This is a genomic window from Acuticoccus yangtzensis, assembly GCF_001927245.1.
Taxonomy (GTDB): Bacteria; Pseudomonadota; Alphaproteobacteria; order Rhizobiales; family Amorphaceae; genus Acuticoccus; species Acuticoccus yangtzensis.
The window spans coordinates 1,181,155-1,198,844 of the sequence record NZ_MJUX01000001.1 but is presented as its reverse complement, the minus strand read 5'-3'; the positions used below and the strand labels follow the sequence as shown (position 1 = coordinate 1,198,844).

Below are 17,690 nucleotides of genomic sequence, written 5' to 3'. Positions count from 1 at the left end.
CTTGTATTTTCGGTATCGCGAAAGGGCCGCCTGAACGCATATCAGCCGTGAATTCCGGTCCTTTCTCTGGCGTCCGGGCGGATTTGTAGCACCCTGAGTGCGACCAAAGCCGCAACCAGAAAAAGCGCGCTTTCGACGAGGAACACGCTGGCGAAAGCTTCCGACACCGGGATGAGGGCGCGCGCGGCGTCCAGCGCCCCCGCGCCGAAGACCATGCCGAGCCCGAAGCCGAGCGCCTGCGCCGTGCCCCAGAGACCGATCCGCGTGCCCTCGCGCCCCGCCGTTCCGTCACCCGCGAGCGAGAACATGGCCGCCACGGCGCCGCCTGCGAAGAGGCCGTTGGCGAGACCGTAGGCGAGGATCGTCGGACGCAGCGGCCAGTCTGGCGCGTTGAGGGCCGCCGTCGCCAAGGCACCCAGCGCCAACGCAGACCCGACGCAGCCGGCCACGGTCGCGGTGACGAGCGCGGCGGGACGGCCGCGCGCCCACCATCCGGCAAGCGCCATCAGCACCAGCCCGGCGAAGACGCCCGCGTGGTGGTCGCCCGAAAGCCGCGTCGATGCGCCGGGCTCCAACCCGAACACCGCCGCGCTGAACGGCTCCATGACGAGTTCCTGCATGTTGTAGGCGAACATCGACATGAACACGAAGAGGGTGAAGCCGCGCACCGTCGGATCGTGCCAGCTCATGGCGAGTGCGGCGCGGAAGGTGGGGCGGCCGGCGGAGGGCGGCGCGCCCGTCGGGTTCAGGGGCGCGCGCTCCAACCGCCAGATGGCGAGGGTGCCGATCGCCCCGGCCGCGAGACTGACCGTGGCCGACACTTCGAGAAGCGCGGCGAAGGAGAACGGGATCATTGCGCCCCCCGCCAGCTTGGAGGTGAGGACGAGGCCGAAAATCATCGTCAGGAAGATGGCGGTGGCCGCGGGCGCCCGCCGCTCGGGCGAGACCATGGTGGACACCAGCGCGAAGAGCGTCGTCCCCGCGGCGCCGATGCCGATGCCGACAGCCCCGTAGGCGACGAGGGCGGCCGCATAGCCGAGCACCGGGGAGCTCGCCATCAGCCATGTCGCCGCCGCGCAGCCGACCGCGGCCACCGCGAGGAGGGCGAGGCCGCCGAGGACGAACGGTGTGCGCCGGTGCGCGACGTCCGAGCCGAAGCCGAACCGGGCGCGGGAGGTCTGCACCGCGTAGTGGACGCCGATCAAGCCGGCCGGCATCAGCGCGAAGAAGGCGAGTTCCTCCACCATCAGCCGCGGAAGAGTGGAGATGGGGATCACCGTGACGGAGGCGACGGCGGCTTGCACCAGCGCCAGCCGCAGGATCACCACCCATTCGCCGAGACTGCGCATCACACCTCCATCGCGCCGGCCGGATCCCGCACCCCCGCCGCAGCGGGCCGCCGGTTGTTACCACGCCGCGCGGCGGGACCGCTTCCGGCTCTGCTCGGCCGCGCATCCGGTCGGGCGCGGCGTCGTCCATCACCTAGCGTGGCCTCGTCGTCCGGCGAGATCGGATGCGCGCATCGGCCCGCGTTCGAGGGCCTACCCGGCTATGCAGCGCCGAGACTTGCCTTCATCGTGCGGCCTTTGCCATACCGGCCCCCTTTCGCCGCGACACCGAGGTTCCATTGTCCAGCCAGACCGCGTTGCCGGACACGCCCGCACTGCGGATCCTCTTCGAGGATGAGCGCCTCAAGATCAGCCATCAGCCCGGCGCGCCCGGCCTCGCCTACGTCGTGTTCAACGGCATCGCTCTTAAGATGGCCGGTGCCCAGCCGGACGAGTTCGTGAAGACGCTGGGCGAGGAGGTGACGGCCTATTTCGTGACCGACAAGGCGCGCGGCTGGTTCAACGGCATCGACGAGCGTGTGCGCGCGGTCCTGACCAGCGATATGGCCGCGAACGGCGTGACGCGCACGGTGACGATCGGCAACTCCATGGGGGGCTTCGGGGCGCTGGTCTTCGCCCGTGATCTGCCGGGCTGCACCCACGCCATCGCCTTCGTGCCGCAAAGCTCGATCAAGCCGAACCTCGTGCCTTTCGACAAGCGTTACCTGAAGTTCGCGCGCACGGTCCGCCGCTGGACCATGCCTGATGCGGCGGCCTATTTCGCCCCCGGCATCGACTACAGCGTGATCCATGGGACGGACGGCGAGGAGGATACGCGGCACGCCGACCGCTTGTGCGCCGCGTGGCCGGCGATGCGCCGGTTGCGCGTGGCGGGCGGCGACCACAAGGCGGCTCAGGCGCTGAAGCGGCGCGGCGTGTCGCTGGCGCGGCTGATCCACGCCATCGTGTCCGGCGCGGAGGATCCCGCGGCGCTCGTCGCCGGAACCGCCGGACCGGCGCCGGCGGCACCGCCGGTCGCCTCGCGCCAGGCCGTGACGGAGCGTGCCACCGCCGCGGCGGCCGCCGTGATGGACGAGGCGCGGGAGGCGGACGCGGCACGGGTGGTGCCGGAGCCGACTGCGGAGGCCAAACCGTCTCGACCGGGCGATCTGCTGACGGAGCGGGCGGCGCGGCAGGTCGCGCGTGCGGAGGCGCGCGCCGCGCGTCAGACGGTGCGTGAGGAGGAACGCGCGGCGCGGCAGGCGTCCCGCGCTGCGGCACGCGCCGCCCGCCAGGCCGCGCGCTCGGCGCAAGCTGCGGCCGCCGAGGGCGCGGCGCCCGACGCCGCGAGCGTCGAAACGCCTTCGTCGCCCTCGAGGTCGAACGTTCCGGCTACGCCGGCCCCATCGACGCCGGGCGAGGTGCCGCAGGGACCTGCAGGATCGACGGGCCTCGAAATCAACCTCTTCGGCCTGCAGCGCAGCGGCAACCACGGCGTGGTCGCTTGGCTGGCCCAGCAGGCGGCGACCCCGCCGGTCTTCCTCAACAACGTCGAGCACTTCAAGGACCCCTACCGCTTCTTCCGCGCGGTCAAGATGGAGGGGGTCGTCGAGGTCGTGCGCAGCCAGGCGCAGCGTCTGGAGGAGCTGCGCGCGGCCGACAAGCCGCTCGTCATCGTCAGTTATGAGAGCCTCATTTTGCCGCGCCTCTCGTTCATGGACCTCGTGCGCGACCACGACAGGGTGATGGGGCCGTGCGCGCGGACCACGCGCATCCTGCTGGTGCGGGACTTCTTCAACTGGGCCGCCAGCCGGCTGAGGCTCTACGAGGTGCGCAACAAGGACCTCGGCGCGGCGATGGCCAATTTCGACGCGATGATCTCGCTCTGGGCGACCTACGCGCGCGAATATCTCGGCGAGACGCGCTACCTGCGCGACGCGGTCACCATCTCGTTCACCCGGTGGGCGAGCGACGAGGCCTACCGCGCCGCACTGCTGGAGAAGATCGGCCTGCCGGTGGTCGACAACTCCAACCACCGCGTGCCCGATGTCGGCGGCGGCAGCAGCTTCGACCAGACCGCGTTTTCGGGCGCGGCGGCGGAGATGGCGACGTCGGAACGGTGGCGCCATCTCAATCACGAGCGGTACGCCCCCGCGGTCGCGGTCATGAAGCGGCGGCGCAAAGATATCGAACCGCTCAACAAGGCGATTTTCGGGGCCGACTGGGTGCTGTAGCGGCTCGGCGTGACGGCCGTCACAGCGGGCGGGTGAGCCGCCGTCTATCTGTCATTCACCGCATGGGAGAGTGACGTGACCGCCCGCAACACCCGCACAATGATCGTCCGCACCGCCGTCGCCGCTGCCGTCGTCTTCGTCACGGCGATGGGGGCGGAGATGACCCGCCCGGCCGAAGCCTCGCCCGCGACCGCATCGTTGCTGGGTGCGCAGGCGGCTGGGTCGAAGGCTGCAAAGCATCCCGTTCCGGCCGCCAAGCCGGGCCGCTGACCTCTGCATCTGTTGCACCCAGGGAGAGGACGATGCAGACGGCGATGCGTCAATTCAGTCTCATTCAAGTTCGGCCCGCGTCGCGGCGGACGCGCGCTGCGGCCGGCCCACGGTCCGCGGCGCCTGTGCCGGCCGCAACCACCGTGCGCGGCCGGGCAGCACTCGCGGCGCCGGGGCCGGCAGAGCCCGCAGAGTCAGGTGCGGTGCCGTCAGGTGTCGCCGCGGGGGCTAGACGTCAGCCGGCGACGCCTTCGCTGGTGTCTTCCATGGTGGCGCCGGTTCTGGCGCTCGCCATCGCCGTGTCGCTAGCGGCGATCGCGGTGACCTATGAGCCTTTCGGGCCCGCCGGCACCGCGGTCGCGGCGACGGCGGAGAGCGTCGGCGTCGCGGGATGGATGATGGCCGCGGTGGCGGTCGCACCGGCGCCGGACGGTCCGGCCGCGCCCTGAGGCGGCCGGTGCGTTCGCGGCGCGCGCCGCGGCGCCCTCAGCGATCCGCCGCGCGTCTCATGGGGCCGCTGCGCCGGCGCGGTCGATCAGCTTCCGTTGCCGTAGGTGCGGGGAATGCCACCGAGTCCAGTCTGCGGGCTGAGGGTGCGGGTGGTGCCGTAAGTCGGACGGTTGGTGTTCACCATACGCTGCCTCAACTCGTAGGAATTGATCTGCCGTTCCAGCGACATGCGTTCCTGCAACGCTTGCGTCTGGCGTTGCTGATCGAGCAGCAGTTGCTGCCCCGATTGGGTGCTGGAGGACTGGGCGAGTGCCGCCCCGCCCGAGATCACACACGCCAGCATCATCAATAACCGCGCCATTGTCCGCTTTCCCACAACCTGTTCAAGCCTTCACGGTATGTGGGATAGGTGAGGCGCACTCCCAACTCCTGACGGATGCGGGCGTTCGATATTCTCTTCAACTCACCGTAAAATGACCGTGCCATCGGTGACAGATCGGCCTCGTCGAACGGCACTTCGGGCGGTGGCTCCACGCCCATCAGCCCGGCGGCATAGGCGACCACCTCCTGCGGCGGCGCCGGCTCGTCGTCGGCCACGTTGTAGACGCGCGAGGCAGGCCGCTCGATCGACGCCTGCAACGTGGCGGCGATGTCGTCCACGTGGATGCGGTTGAACACCTGGCCGGGCTTGACGATGCGTTTGGCGCGGCCCTCGTTCAGTGCCACGAACTGGTTGCGGCCGGGCCCGTAGATCCCGGCGAGGCGGAAGACAGCCGTGTGGACGTTGATGCGCCGGCCGAGCGCCATCCATGCCGCCTCTGCTTCCAGGCGCCACACCCCGCGGTCGGCGATCGGGTGACAGACCGCGCGCTCGTCCACCAGCTGTCCGCCGTGGTCGCCATAGACGCCGACGGTGGAGAGATAGCCGATCCATTTCAGGTCCGGGGCGTGGGCCAAGTCGCGTTCGACAACCCGCAGGAAGGGGTCGCCGTGCTCGTTCGGGCCGGCGGAGACGAGGATGTGGGTGGCATGGCGCACCGCCTCCGACAGGGCCGGGCTCGGCTCGCCGTGATAGACGATGGAGCGCACGCCACGGCGCAACAGCTCCTCCGCCTTCTCGGCGCTGCGCGCCGTGCCGACCGCGCTCTCCGGCCGGGCCGCGCGCAGGAAGGCATGCGCCGAATAGCCGAACCCCAGCCCGACGAGCCTCATCTCCTTCTGGCGCGTTTCTTCGGTCAACGCCTGCATGCGTCACCCCTTGCCCACTCTAATTTTACGAGTTGATGGCCTTCATGCGGCTCGCGCGCAACACGCAAGGCGCGGAAATCTTCGGCATCCATGCTCTCGGATGCGGCCCAGACGGCTGCGGCACGCACCTGCGGGGCCTCGTCTGCGGTGGCCGCGACGATGGATGGCGCGAGCGCGGCGTCCCTCGCATTGCCGCATGCGACCATGACGTTGCGCACGAACCGTTCACGCCCGAGCCGCTTCACCGGCGTGCCCGCATAGCGCTTGCGGAAGGCCTCGTCGCCCAGCGCGGCGAGCTCGGCGAGAGGGGCGGGCTCGTCCTCGCCCGACAGCTTCACCTCCGACGCGACCTTGGCGAAGCGGTTCCACGGGCAGACGGCGAGGCAATCATCGCAGCCGAAAATGCGGTTGCCCATGGCCCTGCGGAATTGAAGCGGGATCATCTCGCGCGATTCCACGGTGAGGAAGGCGAGGCAGCGGCGCGCGTCGAGCCGGTAGGGGGCCGGGAAGGCGTCGGTGGGGCAGATGTCGAGGCAGCGGCGGCAACTGCCGCAATGGTCCCGCGCCGGGGCATCCGGGGCGAGGTCCAGAGTGGTGAAGATGGAGCCGAGGAAGAGCCACGAGCCGAAATCGCGGCTTACGAGGTTGGTGTGCTTGCCCTGCCAGCCGATGCCGGCCTCCATGGCGAGCGGCTTCTCCATCACCGGCGCGGTGTCGACGAACACCTTCACGTCGCCGCCATGCCGGGCGACCAGGCGCTGGGCGAGGCCCTTCAGCCTGCCTTTGATCACGTCGTGATAATCCCGGCCGCGGGCGTAGACGGAGACGACGCCGCGGTCGCGCCGGGTGAGATCGGCGAGCGGGTCGGCACGCGGCCCGTAGTTCATGGCGAGCATGATGACCGAGCGCACGTCCGGCCACAGCGCCTGAGGCGAGGCGCGGCGCGCGGCGGTGTCCGCGAGCCACTCCATGTCGCCATGATGCCCCGCGGTGACTGCCTCGGCGAGACGCGCACCATGGAGCGCGCCGAAGTCCGCCGCGCGCACCACGCGGACGGCGCCGAACCCGGCGGCCGCCGCGTCCGCCTCGATGTCGGCGCGTGCGCGTTCCGCCGCCGTGGGGCCCCGCGCGGCGGCCGGATCAGAAATCGAGGTCGGCATAGTGGGCGGACGGTGCAACCAGTCGCGCCTTGTCGGTGAGGAGGGGGCGGAACGCCGGGCGCGACTTCACGCGCTGGTACCACTGCTTCACCATCGGGTCGGCGTCCCACGGCGCCTCGCCCAGATAATCGACCGAGGACAGGGCGGCGGCGGCGGCAAGGTCGGCGAAGGTCAGGCTGTCGCCGGCCAGCCAGTGACGCGAGGCGGTCAAAGCGCCGAGATAATGCATATGGCCGACGATGTTGGCGCGGGCTGCGCGCATGGCGTGGGAATCAGGGGCGCCGCCGCCGCGCTTGGACGGCATCTCCACCTTCAGGATGCGCTCCGTCACCAGAGGGCCGGACACCTCTTCGTCGAACTTCAGCAGGAACCAGTCGACGAGGCGGCGCACCTCGGCGCGTTGCAGCGGGTCGGACGGCATCAGCCGGTGGGCGGCGCGCATCTCGCCATAGCGCTCGCTGACATATTCCATGATGACGCGCGCACCGATCACCGGGCCGCGGCCGTTGTCGTAGGCCATCGGCAGAGTGAGGCCCGGATTCACCGCCACGAATTCAGGCCGCTGCTCCCAAAAGGGTTCGAGCGTCAGATCCACGTCGATCGCATGCTCGGCGAGGACGAGCCGGATGAAGCGGCAGGACGGCAGGAAGGGGTGGTGGTGGAGGATCATCAGCTCGAGCGTTTGACTATGATGGTGAGGGCGCCGCGCGCGAACCGGCGCATCGTCAGCCTGGCGCGGTATAGCGGCTCATGGCAACACCAGATAGGGCGAACGGATGGAAGCCGACACCATCGCTTCGGCGATCATCTTGGGTCTCGTCGAGGGGCTGACGGAGTTCACCGCGGTCTCGTCCACCGGCCACCTCCGGCTATTGGGGGAGTTTTTCGCGGTCGCGTCACCGGGCGCGGCGTTCGAGCTGGCGGTTCGGCTGGGTGCCTTGGCGGCGCTCCTCGCGGTCTACGGACCGCGGCTCTTCGGCGCGGTCCGTGCTGCGCCGTCCGATCCGGCGGCGCGGACCTTCGTCGCGGGGTGGCTGGCCGGGTCGCTGGCGGCGGCTGGGGCGAGTGTGCTGCTGCAGGCTGCCGCGCGGGATGTCCTGTCGTGGACGGCGCAGGCGATCTGCACGGGGCTGGTGCTGGGAGGGGCGGCGCTGCTCATCGCTGTGCGCCGGGCGCCTCCGCCGCGCTTTACCGATGCGGCGCGCCTTCCTCTCCGGCTCGCGGTCCTCGTCGGCGCGGCCCAGTGTGTCGCGCTGGTTCCGGGCGTGTCGCGCGCCGCTGCGGCGATCCTCGCGGCGCTGGTTCTGCGGGTGGAGCCGCGTGCCGCGGTGGACTATGCGCTTATCCTCGCCGTCCCGGCGATGAGCGGGACCCTTGTGGCGGAGTTCTTGCGTCATCGTGAGGTGCTGGACGCGGGTGACCTGTTGTCCGGTGGCGGAGTGCTGGTGGCCGCGGTCGGCTTCGCGGTGGCTTTCAGCGCGGCTTTCGTCGTCGTGCGGGGGCTGCTCGGCTTCGTCGCGCGGTATGGGCTGGAGCCGTTCGCGTGGTGGCGGATCGTCGTCGGCGTGCTGGGGCTGGCGTGGCTTGCCTATTGAGCCACGCACCGGCCCTATCCAGCGGCGCCGCGACAGTCACAGCAGGCCGCGGCGGCGGAACAGCCCAGGCGGCCGGACGGCCAGAACAGAGGCCTCGCCGGTGCCGGTGGGCGCCGCTCAGGCGGCGCTGCCGGGCTCGGCGAACTGGCCGTTCTTGCGATAGGTCCAAAGGTAGGTCGGCAAGATGGCGCCCATGCTGCGCGGGTGAAGGCCGATCGCCGCGAGGGTGCGGCCTTCCGCGCTCGCGGCGTCGGAGACCACGTTGTCGGTCTTCAGAAGCTCCACCTGGTCGGGTGTGAGCGGCGGTTTGGGCAGATATTGCAGGAGGCTCGCCTGGGTCGACGCCATCCCCCACGACAGGGTGACGAATTTGCGCGTGTGGCGGGTGATGGCGCACGTCGTTTCGAGGAGCTCGCGGAAGGTCGCGACATCCGGCCCGCCGAGCTCGTAGGCTCGGCCGCCAGGAACGGCGCCCTCGGCCGCCGCGGCGATGAAACGGGCCACATCGCCGACATAGACCGGCTGGAACCGGGTCTCGCCCCCGCCGATCAGCGGTAGGACGGGCGACAGCTTAGCCATTCCGGCGAAGCGGTTGAAGAAGTCGTCCTCGGGGCCGAAGACGATGGACGGGCGCACGATGACGGCGTCCGGAAAGGTGGCGAGGGCGGCGGCTTCACCGGCGGCCTTGGTCTTGGCGTAGACGGAAGTGCCGGCCGGGTCGGCGCCGATGGCCGACATCTGCACGAAGGTCTTCACGCCGGCGGCCTTGGCGGCGTCGGCGACGGTCTTGGCGCCTTCGGCCTGGATGGCGTCGAACGTCTGCTTGCCGCTTTCGGCGAGGATGCCGACGAGGTTGATCACCGCGTCCGCGTTGGCGACGGCGCGGGCGACGGCCTCCTTGGAGCGGACGTTGCACAGGACCGGGGCGATCTGCCCGACACCGCCCATCGGCTGCAAATGGCCGACGAGATCGGGTCGGCGGACGGCGATGCGGATGCGCCAGCCCTTCTTGGCCAGCTCGCGCACCACGTAGCGGCCCACGAAACCCGACCCGCCGAAGATCGTGACCAACTTCATCGGATTGCGTTCCATCGTCCCCTCGTCCGCCACCTTGGTGCGGTTCCAGGGTTAGGGCGTTGTGCTTTGAAGGGCAACGGTGTTGGCGATTTTGGGGTGTTGATTAGACGCCGCGTGAACATTGTTGAGGTGGGCAGTTGACAGCCGGTCGGCGACCCCGTATCAGCCGGGTCTCCGACGCACCAAAGCCCAGGTGGCGGAACTGGTAGACGCGCACGGTTCAGGTCCGTGTGGGGCAACCCGTGGAGGTTCGAGTCCTCTCCTGGGCACCACCTTTGAGGTGGGCTTTTTCCCTCATGGTGGGATTTCGGAGCCGCAAGTCATATGCGGCTTTTGCGTCGGGTGGTGCGACCGAGCGTCCCGCCCTTGCCTTGACCTCTGCATGTCAACACGACAGCTTGTCCGCTATAGTGCGCGTCAGCCGGCTCGCGGCGCGCGTGTGCGGCCATCGGCAGGGAGAGTTTTGCTTACGAGAGCGTCATGCAGCGATTCGTAGCCGATACCATGTCCCGCCTGGTCGATGATGCCGCGCCGTCCTCGCGGTGGGAGAGGGGTGTCGAAGTCTTCGGCGAGCTCGGCTTCGGGTACATTACGGCGGGTATCGCTCTCTCTTCTCGGCTCGATCAGCCGACCTTCGCGTCGAGCGCACCGAGCGCCCTCGTCAGCGATTACGTCGATCAGGGCATCCACGCCGTGGACCCCTTCATGTCCGTCTGCATCGCCGGGTCCGAACCGGACCGGATGGATATCGCCGAGGCGCTCCTGCATCGCGACAATGTGGGACGGCACGCCGTCGCCCGTCTCTTCCACGCCTACGGCATCAAGAACGCACAGCTCTTCCCGACCTATAGCGGCATGAAAACCGGCGGTATCGTCCTGATGACCGACGATCCCGAGGCCCGGCTCTGGCTCGAAGATGCGGAGGTGAAGGCCCGGATCAAGGTCGCCGTCGCCATGTTCACGTCGATGTTCGAGCCTCTGCTCAGCGACCCGGTGGCCCGAACAGTCTCCTTCGTCGCACGGCTCACCGACCGGGAGGCGGAGGCGATGAAGTGGCTGGCCGAGGGTCTCCACACGGCGCAGATCGCCGAGCGTATGGGCGTCACGCCGGTGACGGTGTCGAAACACTTCGCCCAGGCGCGGCGGCGGATGGGCGCCAAGACCCGCGAACAGGCGTTGGCGATGGCGCTTCTGACCGGGCAGCTTCAAATCTAGCCCAAAAAACTACCAAAACTTGTGGATGGCGGCTTATGGAGGTATCAAAATTGATAGCTGGTCTGATTTGAGAAACTGCCTCTAAATTGCCCAAGTCGCCGATGCGGCACTCTTTTCGAACGCATCGGGGCAACCGGAGCCGCATTAGGGATCCGGCATAGTCTGAGGGGACGACGCGGGGGAAGCCGACGGACCCTGTCCAATATTCGGTAGCTGAGTACCATATTGAAAGCCCTGGCTGGGCGGCGAATCCGCCCCAGCCGGGGCTTTTCGTATGCGCCCCGGTTCCGGCTGCCACTTTCCCGCGCCCACTTCACGCGCGCCGGTGCAGCCGCCGGCTTGCCGATACGATTTCGGCCCAGGTGACGCTGCCATCGGTCGGCGCCTGGGTGGCGATCACCCGCTGCGTGGCCTCATCGGGCCGCGCATCGAAGCCACCGCGGCAACCAGAGCCCGCCCGCAGAGGCGGGCGCCAGCACCAACCCGGCGGCGCCGAAACTCTACTCGGCGGCGGCGACTGTCGAGTCGGCGCCGGCTTCGGCCTGGGCGTGCAGGCGGCGGCGAGCCTGGAGCTTGTTCACGGCCGCCACATAGGCTTTCGCGGAGGCGACCAGCGTGTCCACGTCGGCGCCGCGGCCGGACTCGATCCGCCCGTTGTGCTCCAGCCGGACCGACACCTCGGCCTGCGCGTCCGTCCCCTCGGTCACCGCATGGACCTGGTAGAGGGAGAGCTTGGCCTCGTGCGGGACGATCGCCTTCACCGCGTTGAAGACGGCGTCCACCGGGCCGGAGCCCGTCGCCTCCTTGGTGATGTGCTGCCCCTCGACGTCCATCACGATGATCGCCTTCTGCGGGCCGCCCGTGCCGGCGATGACGGTGAGGCTCATCACCTTGGCGCGCTCGGCGACCTCCTGGATCTGATCCTCCAACAGCGCCTCGATGTCCTCGTCGTAGACGTTCTTCTTGCGGTCGGCGAGGTCCTTGAAGCGGCGGAAGGCGTCCTGCAGCGCGTTGTCGCCCAGCTCGAAGCCCAGCTCCTTCAGCTTGGTCTTGAAGGCGTGGCGGCCGGAATGCTTGCCCATCACCAGCGTGGTGGAGCGCACGCCCACGTCCTCGGGGCGCATGATCTCGTAGGTTTCGGCGTGCTTCAGCATGCCGTCCTGGTGAATGCCGCTCTCGTGCGCGAAGGCGTTCTTGCCGACGATCGCCTTGTTGTACTGCACCTGGAAGCCGGACGCGACGGAGACCAGCTTGGAGGCGCGCACGAGTTGCTTGGCGTCGATGCCGGTGGTGTAAGGCAGGCGGTCGCCACGCACGCGCAGCGCCATCACCACCTCTTCCAACGCCGCGTTGCCCGCACGCTCGCCGAGGCCGTTGATGGTGCATTCCACCTGCCGCGCGCCGCCCTCCAGGCCCGCCAGCGAGTTGGCGACGGCAAGGCCCAGATCGTTGTGGCAGTGGGTGGAATAGACGACGTCGTCACCACACTCGCGGCGGATATATTCGAACATCTCGCGATATTCGCCCGGCGTCGCATAGCCGACGGTGTCGGGCAGGTTGATGGTGGTGGCGCCGGAGGCGATCGCCTGGCGCACGCAGCGGGCGAGGTACTCGAGCGGGGTGCGCGTCGCATCCATCGCCGACCATTCCACGTCGTCGACCAGGCCGCGCGCCTGCGCCACCGTCTTTTCGATGATCTCGACCACCTCGTCCTCGGAGGCGCGCATCTGATGCTGCAGGTGGATGGGCGAGGTGGAGACGAAGGTGTGAATGCGCGGGCGCTTGGCGTGGCGTACCGCTTCGCCGGCGCGGGCGATGTCACCCGGCACCGCGCGGGCGAGACCGGCGACGATGGAGAATTGCATCTTGCGGGCGATCTCGGACACCGCCTCGAAGTCGCCCTGGGAGGCGATCGGGAAGCCGGCCTCGATGACGTCGACCTTCATCTCGTCCAGCGCCTCGGCGATCTGGACCTTTTCGTCGTGCGTCATGGTGGCGCCTGCGGACTGCTCGCCGTCACGCAGGGTGGTGTCGAAGATGATGACGTGGTTGTCGCCGGCGGTGGTGTTGTCGTTGGACATCGGAGTCTCCTCGGGCGGCGGCGCGAGGCGTCAGGCCATCGGCGCGCAGGACCGCATGATCGGTTTCGCTCTGGCTTCGATCATCCCCTGAACGTGCGCCCGTGTGCCGGACCGCCGACGCTCAGGGGCAAATAAGGAGAAGGAGGAGAATGCCGACGGCCGGACGCGCGGCCGGCCCGGAGGGCGGCGAACGGCGCGGGATGGACGTCGCGAATGTCATATCCGCTATGTACCGGCGGGGCCGGGGGAGGGCAAGGGGAAAAGACGCGCTGCCCGGCGTCGCGGCAAGTTTCGCCCATCACGTCGGCGCCGCGGCGCAAGATTGGGCATGCTCGGCGGCGGCGTTCAGATCGGCAGCTTCACCCGCGCGCGCAAACCGCCGAGCGGGCTCTCCCTCAGGCTGATGTCGCCGCCCTGCCGCCGGGCGATGTCCCGCGCGATGGTGAGGCCGAGCCCGGTGCCGGACGTGTCCTGATTGCGCCCCCCCTCCAGCCGCACGAAGGGCTGAAACACCAGCACCCGCTTGGCCTCCGGGATGCCCGGCCCGTCGTCGTCCACGTCGATGACGAGGAGGTTGCCCTCGCGCCGCGCCGTCACCCTCACGCGCGCCGCATGCTTGTCCGCATTGCCGATCAGGTTGGCGATCATCCGCAGCGTGGCGGTCGGGCGCACCGTCGCCGCGAGGCCCGGCGGGACCTGGATGTCGATGTCCTCCATCCCGCGCGCCGCGTCCTCGATGAGGTCGGCGATCGACACGTCTTCCGCCGGCTCGTCGGAATCGGTGCGGGCGAATTGGAGATAATCCTCCAGCATCTTCTGCATCTGCACCACGTCGGCGGAGAGGGCGGCGACGTCGTCGGTCTGCTCCATCAGCGCCAGCTCCAGGCGGAAGCGGGTGAGCATGGTCCTGAGGTCGTGGCTGACACCCGCCAGCATCGCCGTGCGTTGCTCGATCTGCAGCTCGATGCGGTGCTTCATCTCCAGGAAGGCGCCGGTCGCCTGGCGAACCTCGGTGGCGCCGTGCGGGCGCAGGCGGCCGACCGGGCGCCCCTGGCCGAACTTTTGCGCGGCGGCCGCCAGCTCCTGGATCGGCCGCACCTGGCCCCGCAGGAACAAGACCGCCACGGCGATCAGCACCAGCGACGTCCCCGCCATCCATACCAAGGTGATGTGCGCGTTGGAGGCATAGGTTGAGCTGCGCCGCGTCACGAAGGCCATCATGCCGACGGAGGTCTCGACGCGGATTTCGACGTAGCGGTTGTCGTCGAAGGTATCGATCCAGAAGGGGCGCCCCACCTCGCGCCGGAGCTGGCGCGACAGGGTATATTCGAGGAGGTTGAAGAACCCCGCGGGGCGGCGCGAGGGCAGGGTGTCGTCGTCCAGCATCACCACACGGTCGAAACCGGTGTTGCGGGCAATCCTGAGATAACGCTCGCGCTCGGCCTCGTCGGGCGCGGTCTCCACCGCCTGGACCGTCGCCGCCACCGCTTGCGCCGTCGCCTGCGACAGGCGCACGGTCATGTTCTCCCAATGCCGGTCCAGGAACACGAAGGCGACGACCGATTGCAGCACCAGCATCGGCAGCACGATGATGAGGATGGACCGCGCGAAGAGGCGCCGCGGCAGGCGCTTCCTCAGCCACCGCTCGATCGGCGGCGGAAGGCCCGCCCAGCGCAGCACGCGCCGCCACAAGGGCCGCCGGTAGGGCTGCGAGGCGAGGCTCACGCGCCGTCCGCGATGTCGGCGACGAGCCGGTAGCCGAGGCCGCGCACGGTTTGCAGATAACGCGGCTCGGCGGGGTCCGCCTCCAGCTTGCGGCGCAGGCGGTTCATCTGCACGTCGATCGCCCGGTCGCCGAGCTGCTCGTCGGCGACGAGGTCCTGGCGCGGCACCGTGGCACCGGGCCGGGAGGCGAGCATTCGCAGGAGGCGTTTTTCACGCTCGGTGAGCCGCACCGTCTCGCCGTCGGTGGTCAGCTCCTCGCGCTTCACGTCGTAGCGGAAGGGACCGAAGGTGACGATGCGCGCCGTATCCGGCCGGCGGCGCAACATGTTCTTCAGCCGCAGAGACAGTTCGCGCGGCTCGAATGGTTTGCCGAGATAGTCGTCGGCGCCGAGCGACAGGCCCTGCACGCGGTTTTCCGCCTCCGCCAGCGCGGTCAGCATCAGAACCGGCGTCTCGTAGGACTCTTTCATGTGGCCGAGCAGCGAAAGCCCGTCCTCGCCCGGCATCATGACGTCGAGCACCGCGGCGTCGAACACGAAGCCGCCGAGGATGCGGCGCGCTTCGGTCGCGTCCGCCGTCGCGGTGACGCGGAAGCCCTCTTTGCGCAAAAAACGCTCCAGCAGCGACCGGATGCGCTGGTCGTCGTCCACCACCAGAATGTGCGGCGCGTCATCGTCGTGCCGCGGTTCGCCCGAGAGGGCGTGCGCTCCCACAGCCATCGGCCTTGCCCTTATCGTCGCCTCTCCGCCGCGCGAACGCCGCGTTGCCTACCGTCCGCCTTCGATCCGCCGCTGCACCGCGGCGCGATCCTCATCGTCTACGAGCCCGGCGAGAAAGGCAAAGACCGTTTCTGCCGCACCGGGTCCCGCCGCCTTCAACGCCTTCTCGATGCGCGCCGACTGGATCGCCACCACCTCGCGCGCCAGGGCGTGACCGGCCTCGGTGGTCTGAAGCCGCTTCTCGCGCCGGTCAAACGGGCCGGGCCGCACTTCGATCAGCCCATCATCGACCAAAGTCTTAAGTACGCGCGAGATGCCCTGCTTGGTCACCTTCAAAATGCCGAGGAGCTCGCCCACCGTCAGCCCCGGATGGCGGTCGACGAAATGCAACACACGGTGGTGGGCGCGGCCATAACCCAGCTCGTCGAGACGGTCGTCGGCGATGCCGACGAAATCACGATAGCCGAAGAACATGCCTTCGATCAGTGCAAGGGAAAGCTCCGGGTCCGGCCCGGAGATTTTTTTCAGGTCAACCATATTGACGTTTCGCGACATTTCGCATACCTCAGCACCCTCTCAAACGCGCTATTCTGTCGTTTAGGTGGGGCTTTGAGAAATAATATTGCGCGGACGGGTTGTTTCATACGCACGCGCTGCAACAGGCGAAATGCGCGCCATTGGAGACTAAAAAGATGGCTCTTCCTTTCGATCAGCATGAGGGTGAAATCTGGTTCGACGGCTCGTTCGTGGAATGGAAAGATGCGAAGCTGCATGTTCTGTCCCACGGGCTGCACTATGGCAGCGCCGTATTCGAGGGTGAGCGCGCCTATGGCGGCTCGATTTTCGAGTGCGAGGCGCATACCGACCGTCTCTTCGCCTCCGCTGAAGCTCTCGGGTTCCAGATGCCCTATAGCAAGGAAGCCATTAATGCTGCCAAGCGGGAAACCGTGGCACGCATGGGTCTGACCGACGCTTATGTCCGTCCGATCGCCTGGCGCGGGTCGGAGATGATGGGCGTCTCGGCGCAGAAGAACTCGATCCACGTCGCCATCGCCGCCTGGGCCTGGCCGTCCTATTTCGACCCGGCCCTGCGCGAGAAGGGCATCCGCCTCGACATCTCCGACTGGCGGCGCCCCGATCCGCGCACCATCCCGTGCCATGCCAAGGCCGCCGGCCTCTACATGATCTGCACGCTGTCCAAGCACGCCGCGGAGTCGAAGGGCTACCAGGACGCGCTGATGTACGATTATCGCGGCCACATCGCCGAAGCGACGGGCGCGAACGTCTTCTTCATCAAGGACGGCGTCATCCACACGCCGACGCCCGATTGCTTCCTGGACGGCATCACCCGCCGCACCGTGATCCGCCTCGCCCGCGAGCGCGGCATCGAGGTGAACCAGCGCACGATCATGCCGGAGGAGATGGCGGACTTCGAGGAGTGCTTCCTCACCGGCACCGCCGCCGAGGTGACCCCGGTCGGCGAGATCGGGCCCTACAGCTTCGTGCCGGGCGCGATCACCAAGACGCTGATCGAGGCCTATGCCGAAGCGGTCCAGCCGGCCCACGCCGCCCTGCGCGACGTCGCCTGATCGGAAGGGCGGCGCCACCGCGCCGCCTGTCCGTCACACCTTTAAAAGCCCCGGGGGTCCATCCCGCCGGGGCTTTTGCGTTGGCGCCGCGACTGCGGGCGCTGGCGCTTGGGCGTAAGACTGCTACCCTCGCCCGCAAGAATAGAACCGGGACGCGGCGCGATGGGTGAGGGGAGAGACGAGGCGGGACCATGGCGCGAGGCGGCCGGCGTGCCGGCGGTCAGGGCCGCGACGTGGGGCGACCTCGGCGCAGCGCTCGCCGCAGGTTGGGGCGACTTCTGCGCCGCCCCGCTCTTCGGCATCACGGTGGGCCTCGCCTACGCCGCCTTCGGGTGGGTGCTCGTCGCCGTCACCGGATCGTCCACCTGGGACGGGTTGACCTTCCCGCTGCTCGGCGGCTTCGTCATGGTGGCGCCCTTTGCGGCGACCATCCTCTACGAGATCAGCCGCCGCCGTGCGCTGGGGCTCGGCTTCGGCCCGGCGGACGCGCTCGCCATCGCCGGCGGCACCGCGCGGCGCTCGCTCATGATCCTCGGTCTTGTGCTGGTGCTGTGGCTCGGCATCTGGAGCCGCGCGGCGGTCTTCATCTACGCCATCTATTATGGTGTCGACGCGCCGCCATTCGTCGACATGCTGCCGGACCTCGTCACCACCCGGCGCGGACTGGAATTCCTGGTCTGGGGGCACATCGTCGGCGCGGCCTTCGCGTTCGTCGCCTACTGCCTCTCGGCGCTGTCCTTCCCGTTCCTGCTGGACCGGGATGCCGACATCGCGACCGCCATCATCACATCCTTCAAGGCTGTGCTGGCGAGCCCGGTCGTGATGCTGTCCTGGGCGGCGCTGATCGGCGCCCTCATGTCCATCGCTGCGGCGCCGGCCTTCGCGGGCTTCGTCGTCGCGCTGCCGCTGTTCGGGCATGCCACGTGGCACCTCTACCGGCGGCTCGTCCCGTCATGATCGGTGTCGTGATGGGGGAGGGCGCCTCACGTGGCGCCCTGA

At 68.8% G+C, this 17,690-nt stretch carries 17 protein-coding genes and 1 tRNA gene; 8 read left to right on the top strand and 10 right to left on the bottom strand.

Annotation, left to right across the window (positions count from 1 at the left end; translation table 11 throughout):
• Positions 1-41 precede the first annotated feature (41 nt).
• Positions 42-1,349: a BCD family MFS transporter gene (locus BIX52_RS05335; RefSeq protein WP_075219868.1), complete on the bottom strand. Its 1,308-nt coding sequence runs from the start codon at positions 1,347-1,349 to the stop codon at positions 42-44.
• Between the two features lie 278 nt (positions 1,350-1,627).
• Here BIX52_RS05335 and BIX52_RS05330 point away from each other — a divergent pair, with 278 nt between their 5' ends.
• The 3 genes from BIX52_RS05330 (at position 1,628) to BIX52_RS05325 (ending at position 4,281) form a co-directional block, all read left to right on the top strand.
• Positions 1,628-3,562, top strand: coding sequence for an alpha/beta fold hydrolase (locus BIX52_RS05330; protein ID WP_075219867.1), 1,935 nt, complete (start codon positions 1,628-1,630; stop codon positions 3,560-3,562).
• Between the two features lie 75 nt (positions 3,563-3,637).
• A complete protein-coding gene (locus BIX52_RS22765) occupies positions 3,638-3,832 on the top strand; it encodes a hypothetical protein (RefSeq protein ID WP_108676410.1) in 195 nt (64 codons plus the stop codon).
• Positions 3,833-4,098: 266 nt separating this feature from the next.
• A complete protein-coding gene (locus tag BIX52_RS05325; protein ID WP_075219866.1) occupies positions 4,099-4,281 on the top strand; it encodes a hypothetical protein in 183 nt (60 codons plus the stop codon).
• Between the two features lie 86 nt (positions 4,282-4,367).
• On the opposite strand, the gene BIX52_RS05320 is transcribed toward BIX52_RS05325, so the two are convergent.
• From BIX52_RS05320 to BIX52_RS05305, 4 genes are read right to left on the bottom strand one after another with little or no spacing between them, the layout of a single operon-like run.
• A complete protein-coding gene (locus BIX52_RS05320) occupies positions 4,368-4,643 on the bottom strand; it encodes a hypothetical protein (RefSeq protein ID WP_108676409.1) in 276 nt (91 codons plus the stop codon).
• On the bottom strand, positions 4,628-5,530 hold the full coding sequence (locus tag BIX52_RS05315; RefSeq protein ID WP_245803114.1) for an SDR family oxidoreductase: 903 nt from the start codon (positions 5,528-5,530) through the stop codon (positions 4,628-4,630). The genes BIX52_RS05320 and BIX52_RS05315 overlap by 16 nt, the downstream gene beginning before the upstream one ends.
• Positions 5,518-6,690, bottom strand: coding sequence for a tRNA epoxyqueuosine(34) reductase QueG (gene queG, locus BIX52_RS05310; RefSeq protein WP_075219864.1), 1,173 nt, complete (start codon positions 6,688-6,690; stop codon positions 5,518-5,520). Before queG ends, BIX52_RS05315 begins: the two co-directional genes overlap by 13 nt.
• Positions 6,671-7,360: a glutathione S-transferase family protein gene (locus BIX52_RS05305; RefSeq protein ID WP_075219863.1), complete on the bottom strand. Its 690-nt coding sequence runs from the start codon at positions 7,358-7,360 to the stop codon at positions 6,671-6,673. The genes queG and BIX52_RS05305 overlap by 20 nt, the downstream gene beginning before the upstream one ends.
• 106 nt (positions 7,361-7,466) lie before the next feature.
• Here BIX52_RS05305 and BIX52_RS05300 point away from each other — a divergent pair, with 106 nt between their 5' ends.
• Positions 7,467-8,285 carry an undecaprenyl-diphosphate phosphatase gene (locus tag BIX52_RS05300; protein ID WP_075219862.1) on the top strand — a complete coding sequence of 273 codons (819 nt, stop codon included), beginning with the start codon at positions 7,467-7,469 and terminating at the stop codon, positions 8,283-8,285.
• 117 nt (positions 8,286-8,402) lie between these two features.
• Here BIX52_RS05300 and BIX52_RS05295 read toward each other — a convergent pair whose 3' ends face one another.
• Positions 8,403-9,362: a complex I NDUFA9 subunit family protein gene (locus BIX52_RS05295; protein WP_342743812.1), complete on the bottom strand. Its 960-nt coding sequence runs from the start codon at positions 9,360-9,362 to the stop codon at positions 8,403-8,405.
• Positions 9,363-9,549: 187 nt separating this feature from the next.
• Between BIX52_RS05295 and BIX52_RS05290 the strand changes: the two genes are divergently transcribed.
• Together BIX52_RS05290 and BIX52_RS05285 are read left to right on the top strand one after the other, a co-directional pair.
• Positions 9,550-9,634 (top strand) — tRNA-Leu (locus BIX52_RS05290).
• Between the two features lie 208 nt (positions 9,635-9,842).
• The gene (locus tag BIX52_RS05285; RefSeq protein WP_083660019.1) at positions 9,843-10,577 is read left to right on the top strand and encodes a helix-turn-helix transcriptional regulator; all 735 of its coding nucleotides are present in this window, start codon (positions 9,843-9,845) and stop codon (positions 10,575-10,577) included.
• A gap of 500 nt (positions 10,578-11,077) precedes the next feature.
• Here the strand turns inward: BIX52_RS05285 and BIX52_RS05280 are convergent, their stop codons facing one another.
• From BIX52_RS05280 to BIX52_RS05265, 4 genes are all read right to left on the bottom strand, one after another.
• Positions 11,078-12,658, bottom strand: coding sequence for a 2-isopropylmalate synthase (locus BIX52_RS05280; RefSeq protein ID WP_075219859.1), 1,581 nt, complete (start codon positions 12,656-12,658; stop codon positions 11,078-11,080).
• A gap of 345 nt (positions 12,659-13,003) precedes the next feature.
• Complete coding sequence (locus BIX52_RS05275) at positions 13,004-14,383, bottom strand: ATP-binding protein (protein WP_205647698.1); 1,380 nt, start codon at positions 14,381-14,383, stop codon at positions 13,004-13,006.
• On the bottom strand, positions 14,380-15,102 hold the full coding sequence (locus BIX52_RS05270; RefSeq protein ID WP_075219858.1) for a response regulator: 723 nt from the start codon (positions 15,100-15,102) through the stop codon (positions 14,380-14,382). The genes BIX52_RS05275 and BIX52_RS05270 overlap by 4 nt, the downstream gene beginning before the upstream one ends.
• A 48-nt stretch (positions 15,103-15,150) precedes the next feature.
• Positions 15,151-15,657 carry a MarR family winged helix-turn-helix transcriptional regulator gene (locus tag BIX52_RS05265; protein WP_083660018.1) on the bottom strand — a complete coding sequence of 169 codons (507 nt, stop codon included), beginning with the start codon at positions 15,655-15,657 and terminating at the stop codon, positions 15,151-15,153.
• Between the two features lie 137 nt (positions 15,658-15,794).
• Between BIX52_RS05265 and BIX52_RS05260 the strand changes: the two genes are divergently transcribed.
• Both BIX52_RS05260 and BIX52_RS05255 read left to right on the top strand, forming a co-directional pair.
• Positions 15,795-16,691 (top strand): branched-chain amino acid aminotransferase, encoded by an 897-nt coding sequence (locus BIX52_RS05260; RefSeq protein WP_075219857.1) that lies wholly within the window; start codon positions 15,795-15,797, stop codon positions 16,689-16,691.
• Between the two features lie 162 nt (positions 16,692-16,853).
• Entirely contained in the window at positions 16,854-17,648 is a 795-nt protein-coding gene (locus BIX52_RS05255; protein WP_075219856.1) for a DUF2189 domain-containing protein, read from the top strand.
• Positions 17,649-17,690 lie beyond the last annotated feature (42 nt).

What these genes read in the sequence shown, in the direction of transcription:
- BIX52_RS05300 (WP_075219862.1), top strand. Translation starts at nt 7,467, where the DNA reads ATGGAAGCCGACACCATCGCTTCGGCGATCATCTTGGGTCTCGTCGAG.
- BIX52_RS05285 (WP_083660019.1), top strand. Translation starts at nt 9,843, where the DNA reads ATGCAGCGATTCGTAGCCGATACCATGTCCCGCCTGGTCGATGATGCC.
- BIX52_RS05260 (WP_075219857.1), top strand. Translation starts at nt 15,795, where the DNA reads ATGGCTCTTCCTTTCGATCAGCATGAGGGTGAAATCTGGTTCGACGGC.
- BIX52_RS05335 (WP_075219868.1), bottom strand. Translation starts at nt 1,349, where the DNA reads ATGCGCAGTCTCGGCGAATGGGTGGTGATCCTGCGGCTGGCGCTGGTG.
- BIX52_RS05265 (WP_083660018.1), bottom strand. Translation starts at nt 15,657, where the DNA reads ATGTCGCGAAACGTCAATATGGTTGACCTGAAAAAAATCTCCGGGCCG.
- BIX52_RS05270 (WP_075219858.1), bottom strand. Translation starts at nt 15,102, where the DNA reads ATGGCTGTGGGAGCGCACGCCCTCTCGGGCGAACCGCGGCACGACGAT.
- BIX52_RS05305 (WP_075219863.1), bottom strand. Translation starts at nt 7,360, where the DNA reads ATGATCCTCCACCACCACCCCTTCCTGCCGTCCTGCCGCTTCATCCGG.
- queG (WP_075219864.1), bottom strand. Translation starts at nt 6,690, where the DNA reads ATGCCGACCTCGATTTCTGATCCGGCCGCCGCGCGGGGCCCCACGGCG.
- BIX52_RS05295 (WP_342743812.1), bottom strand. Translation starts at nt 9,362, where the DNA reads ATGAAGTTGGTCACGATCTTCGGCGGGTCGGGTTTCGTGGGCCGCTAC.
- BIX52_RS05315 (WP_245803114.1), bottom strand. Translation starts at nt 5,530, where the DNA reads ATGCAGGCGTTGACCGAAGAAACGCGCCAGAAGGAGATGAGGCTCGTC.
- BIX52_RS05255 (WP_075219856.1), top strand. Translation starts at nt 16,854, where the DNA reads ATGGGTGAGGGGAGAGACGAGGCGGGACCATGGCGCGAGGCGGCCGGC.
- BIX52_RS05280 (WP_075219859.1), bottom strand. Translation starts at nt 12,658, where the DNA reads ATGTCCAACGACAACACCACCGCCGGCGACAACCACGTCATCATCTTC.
- BIX52_RS05320 (WP_108676409.1), bottom strand. Translation starts at nt 4,643, where the DNA reads ATGGCGCGGTTATTGATGATGCTGGCGTGTGTGATCTCGGGCGGGGCG.
- BIX52_RS05325 (WP_075219866.1), top strand. Translation starts at nt 4,099, where the DNA reads ATGGTGGCGCCGGTTCTGGCGCTCGCCATCGCCGTGTCGCTAGCGGCG.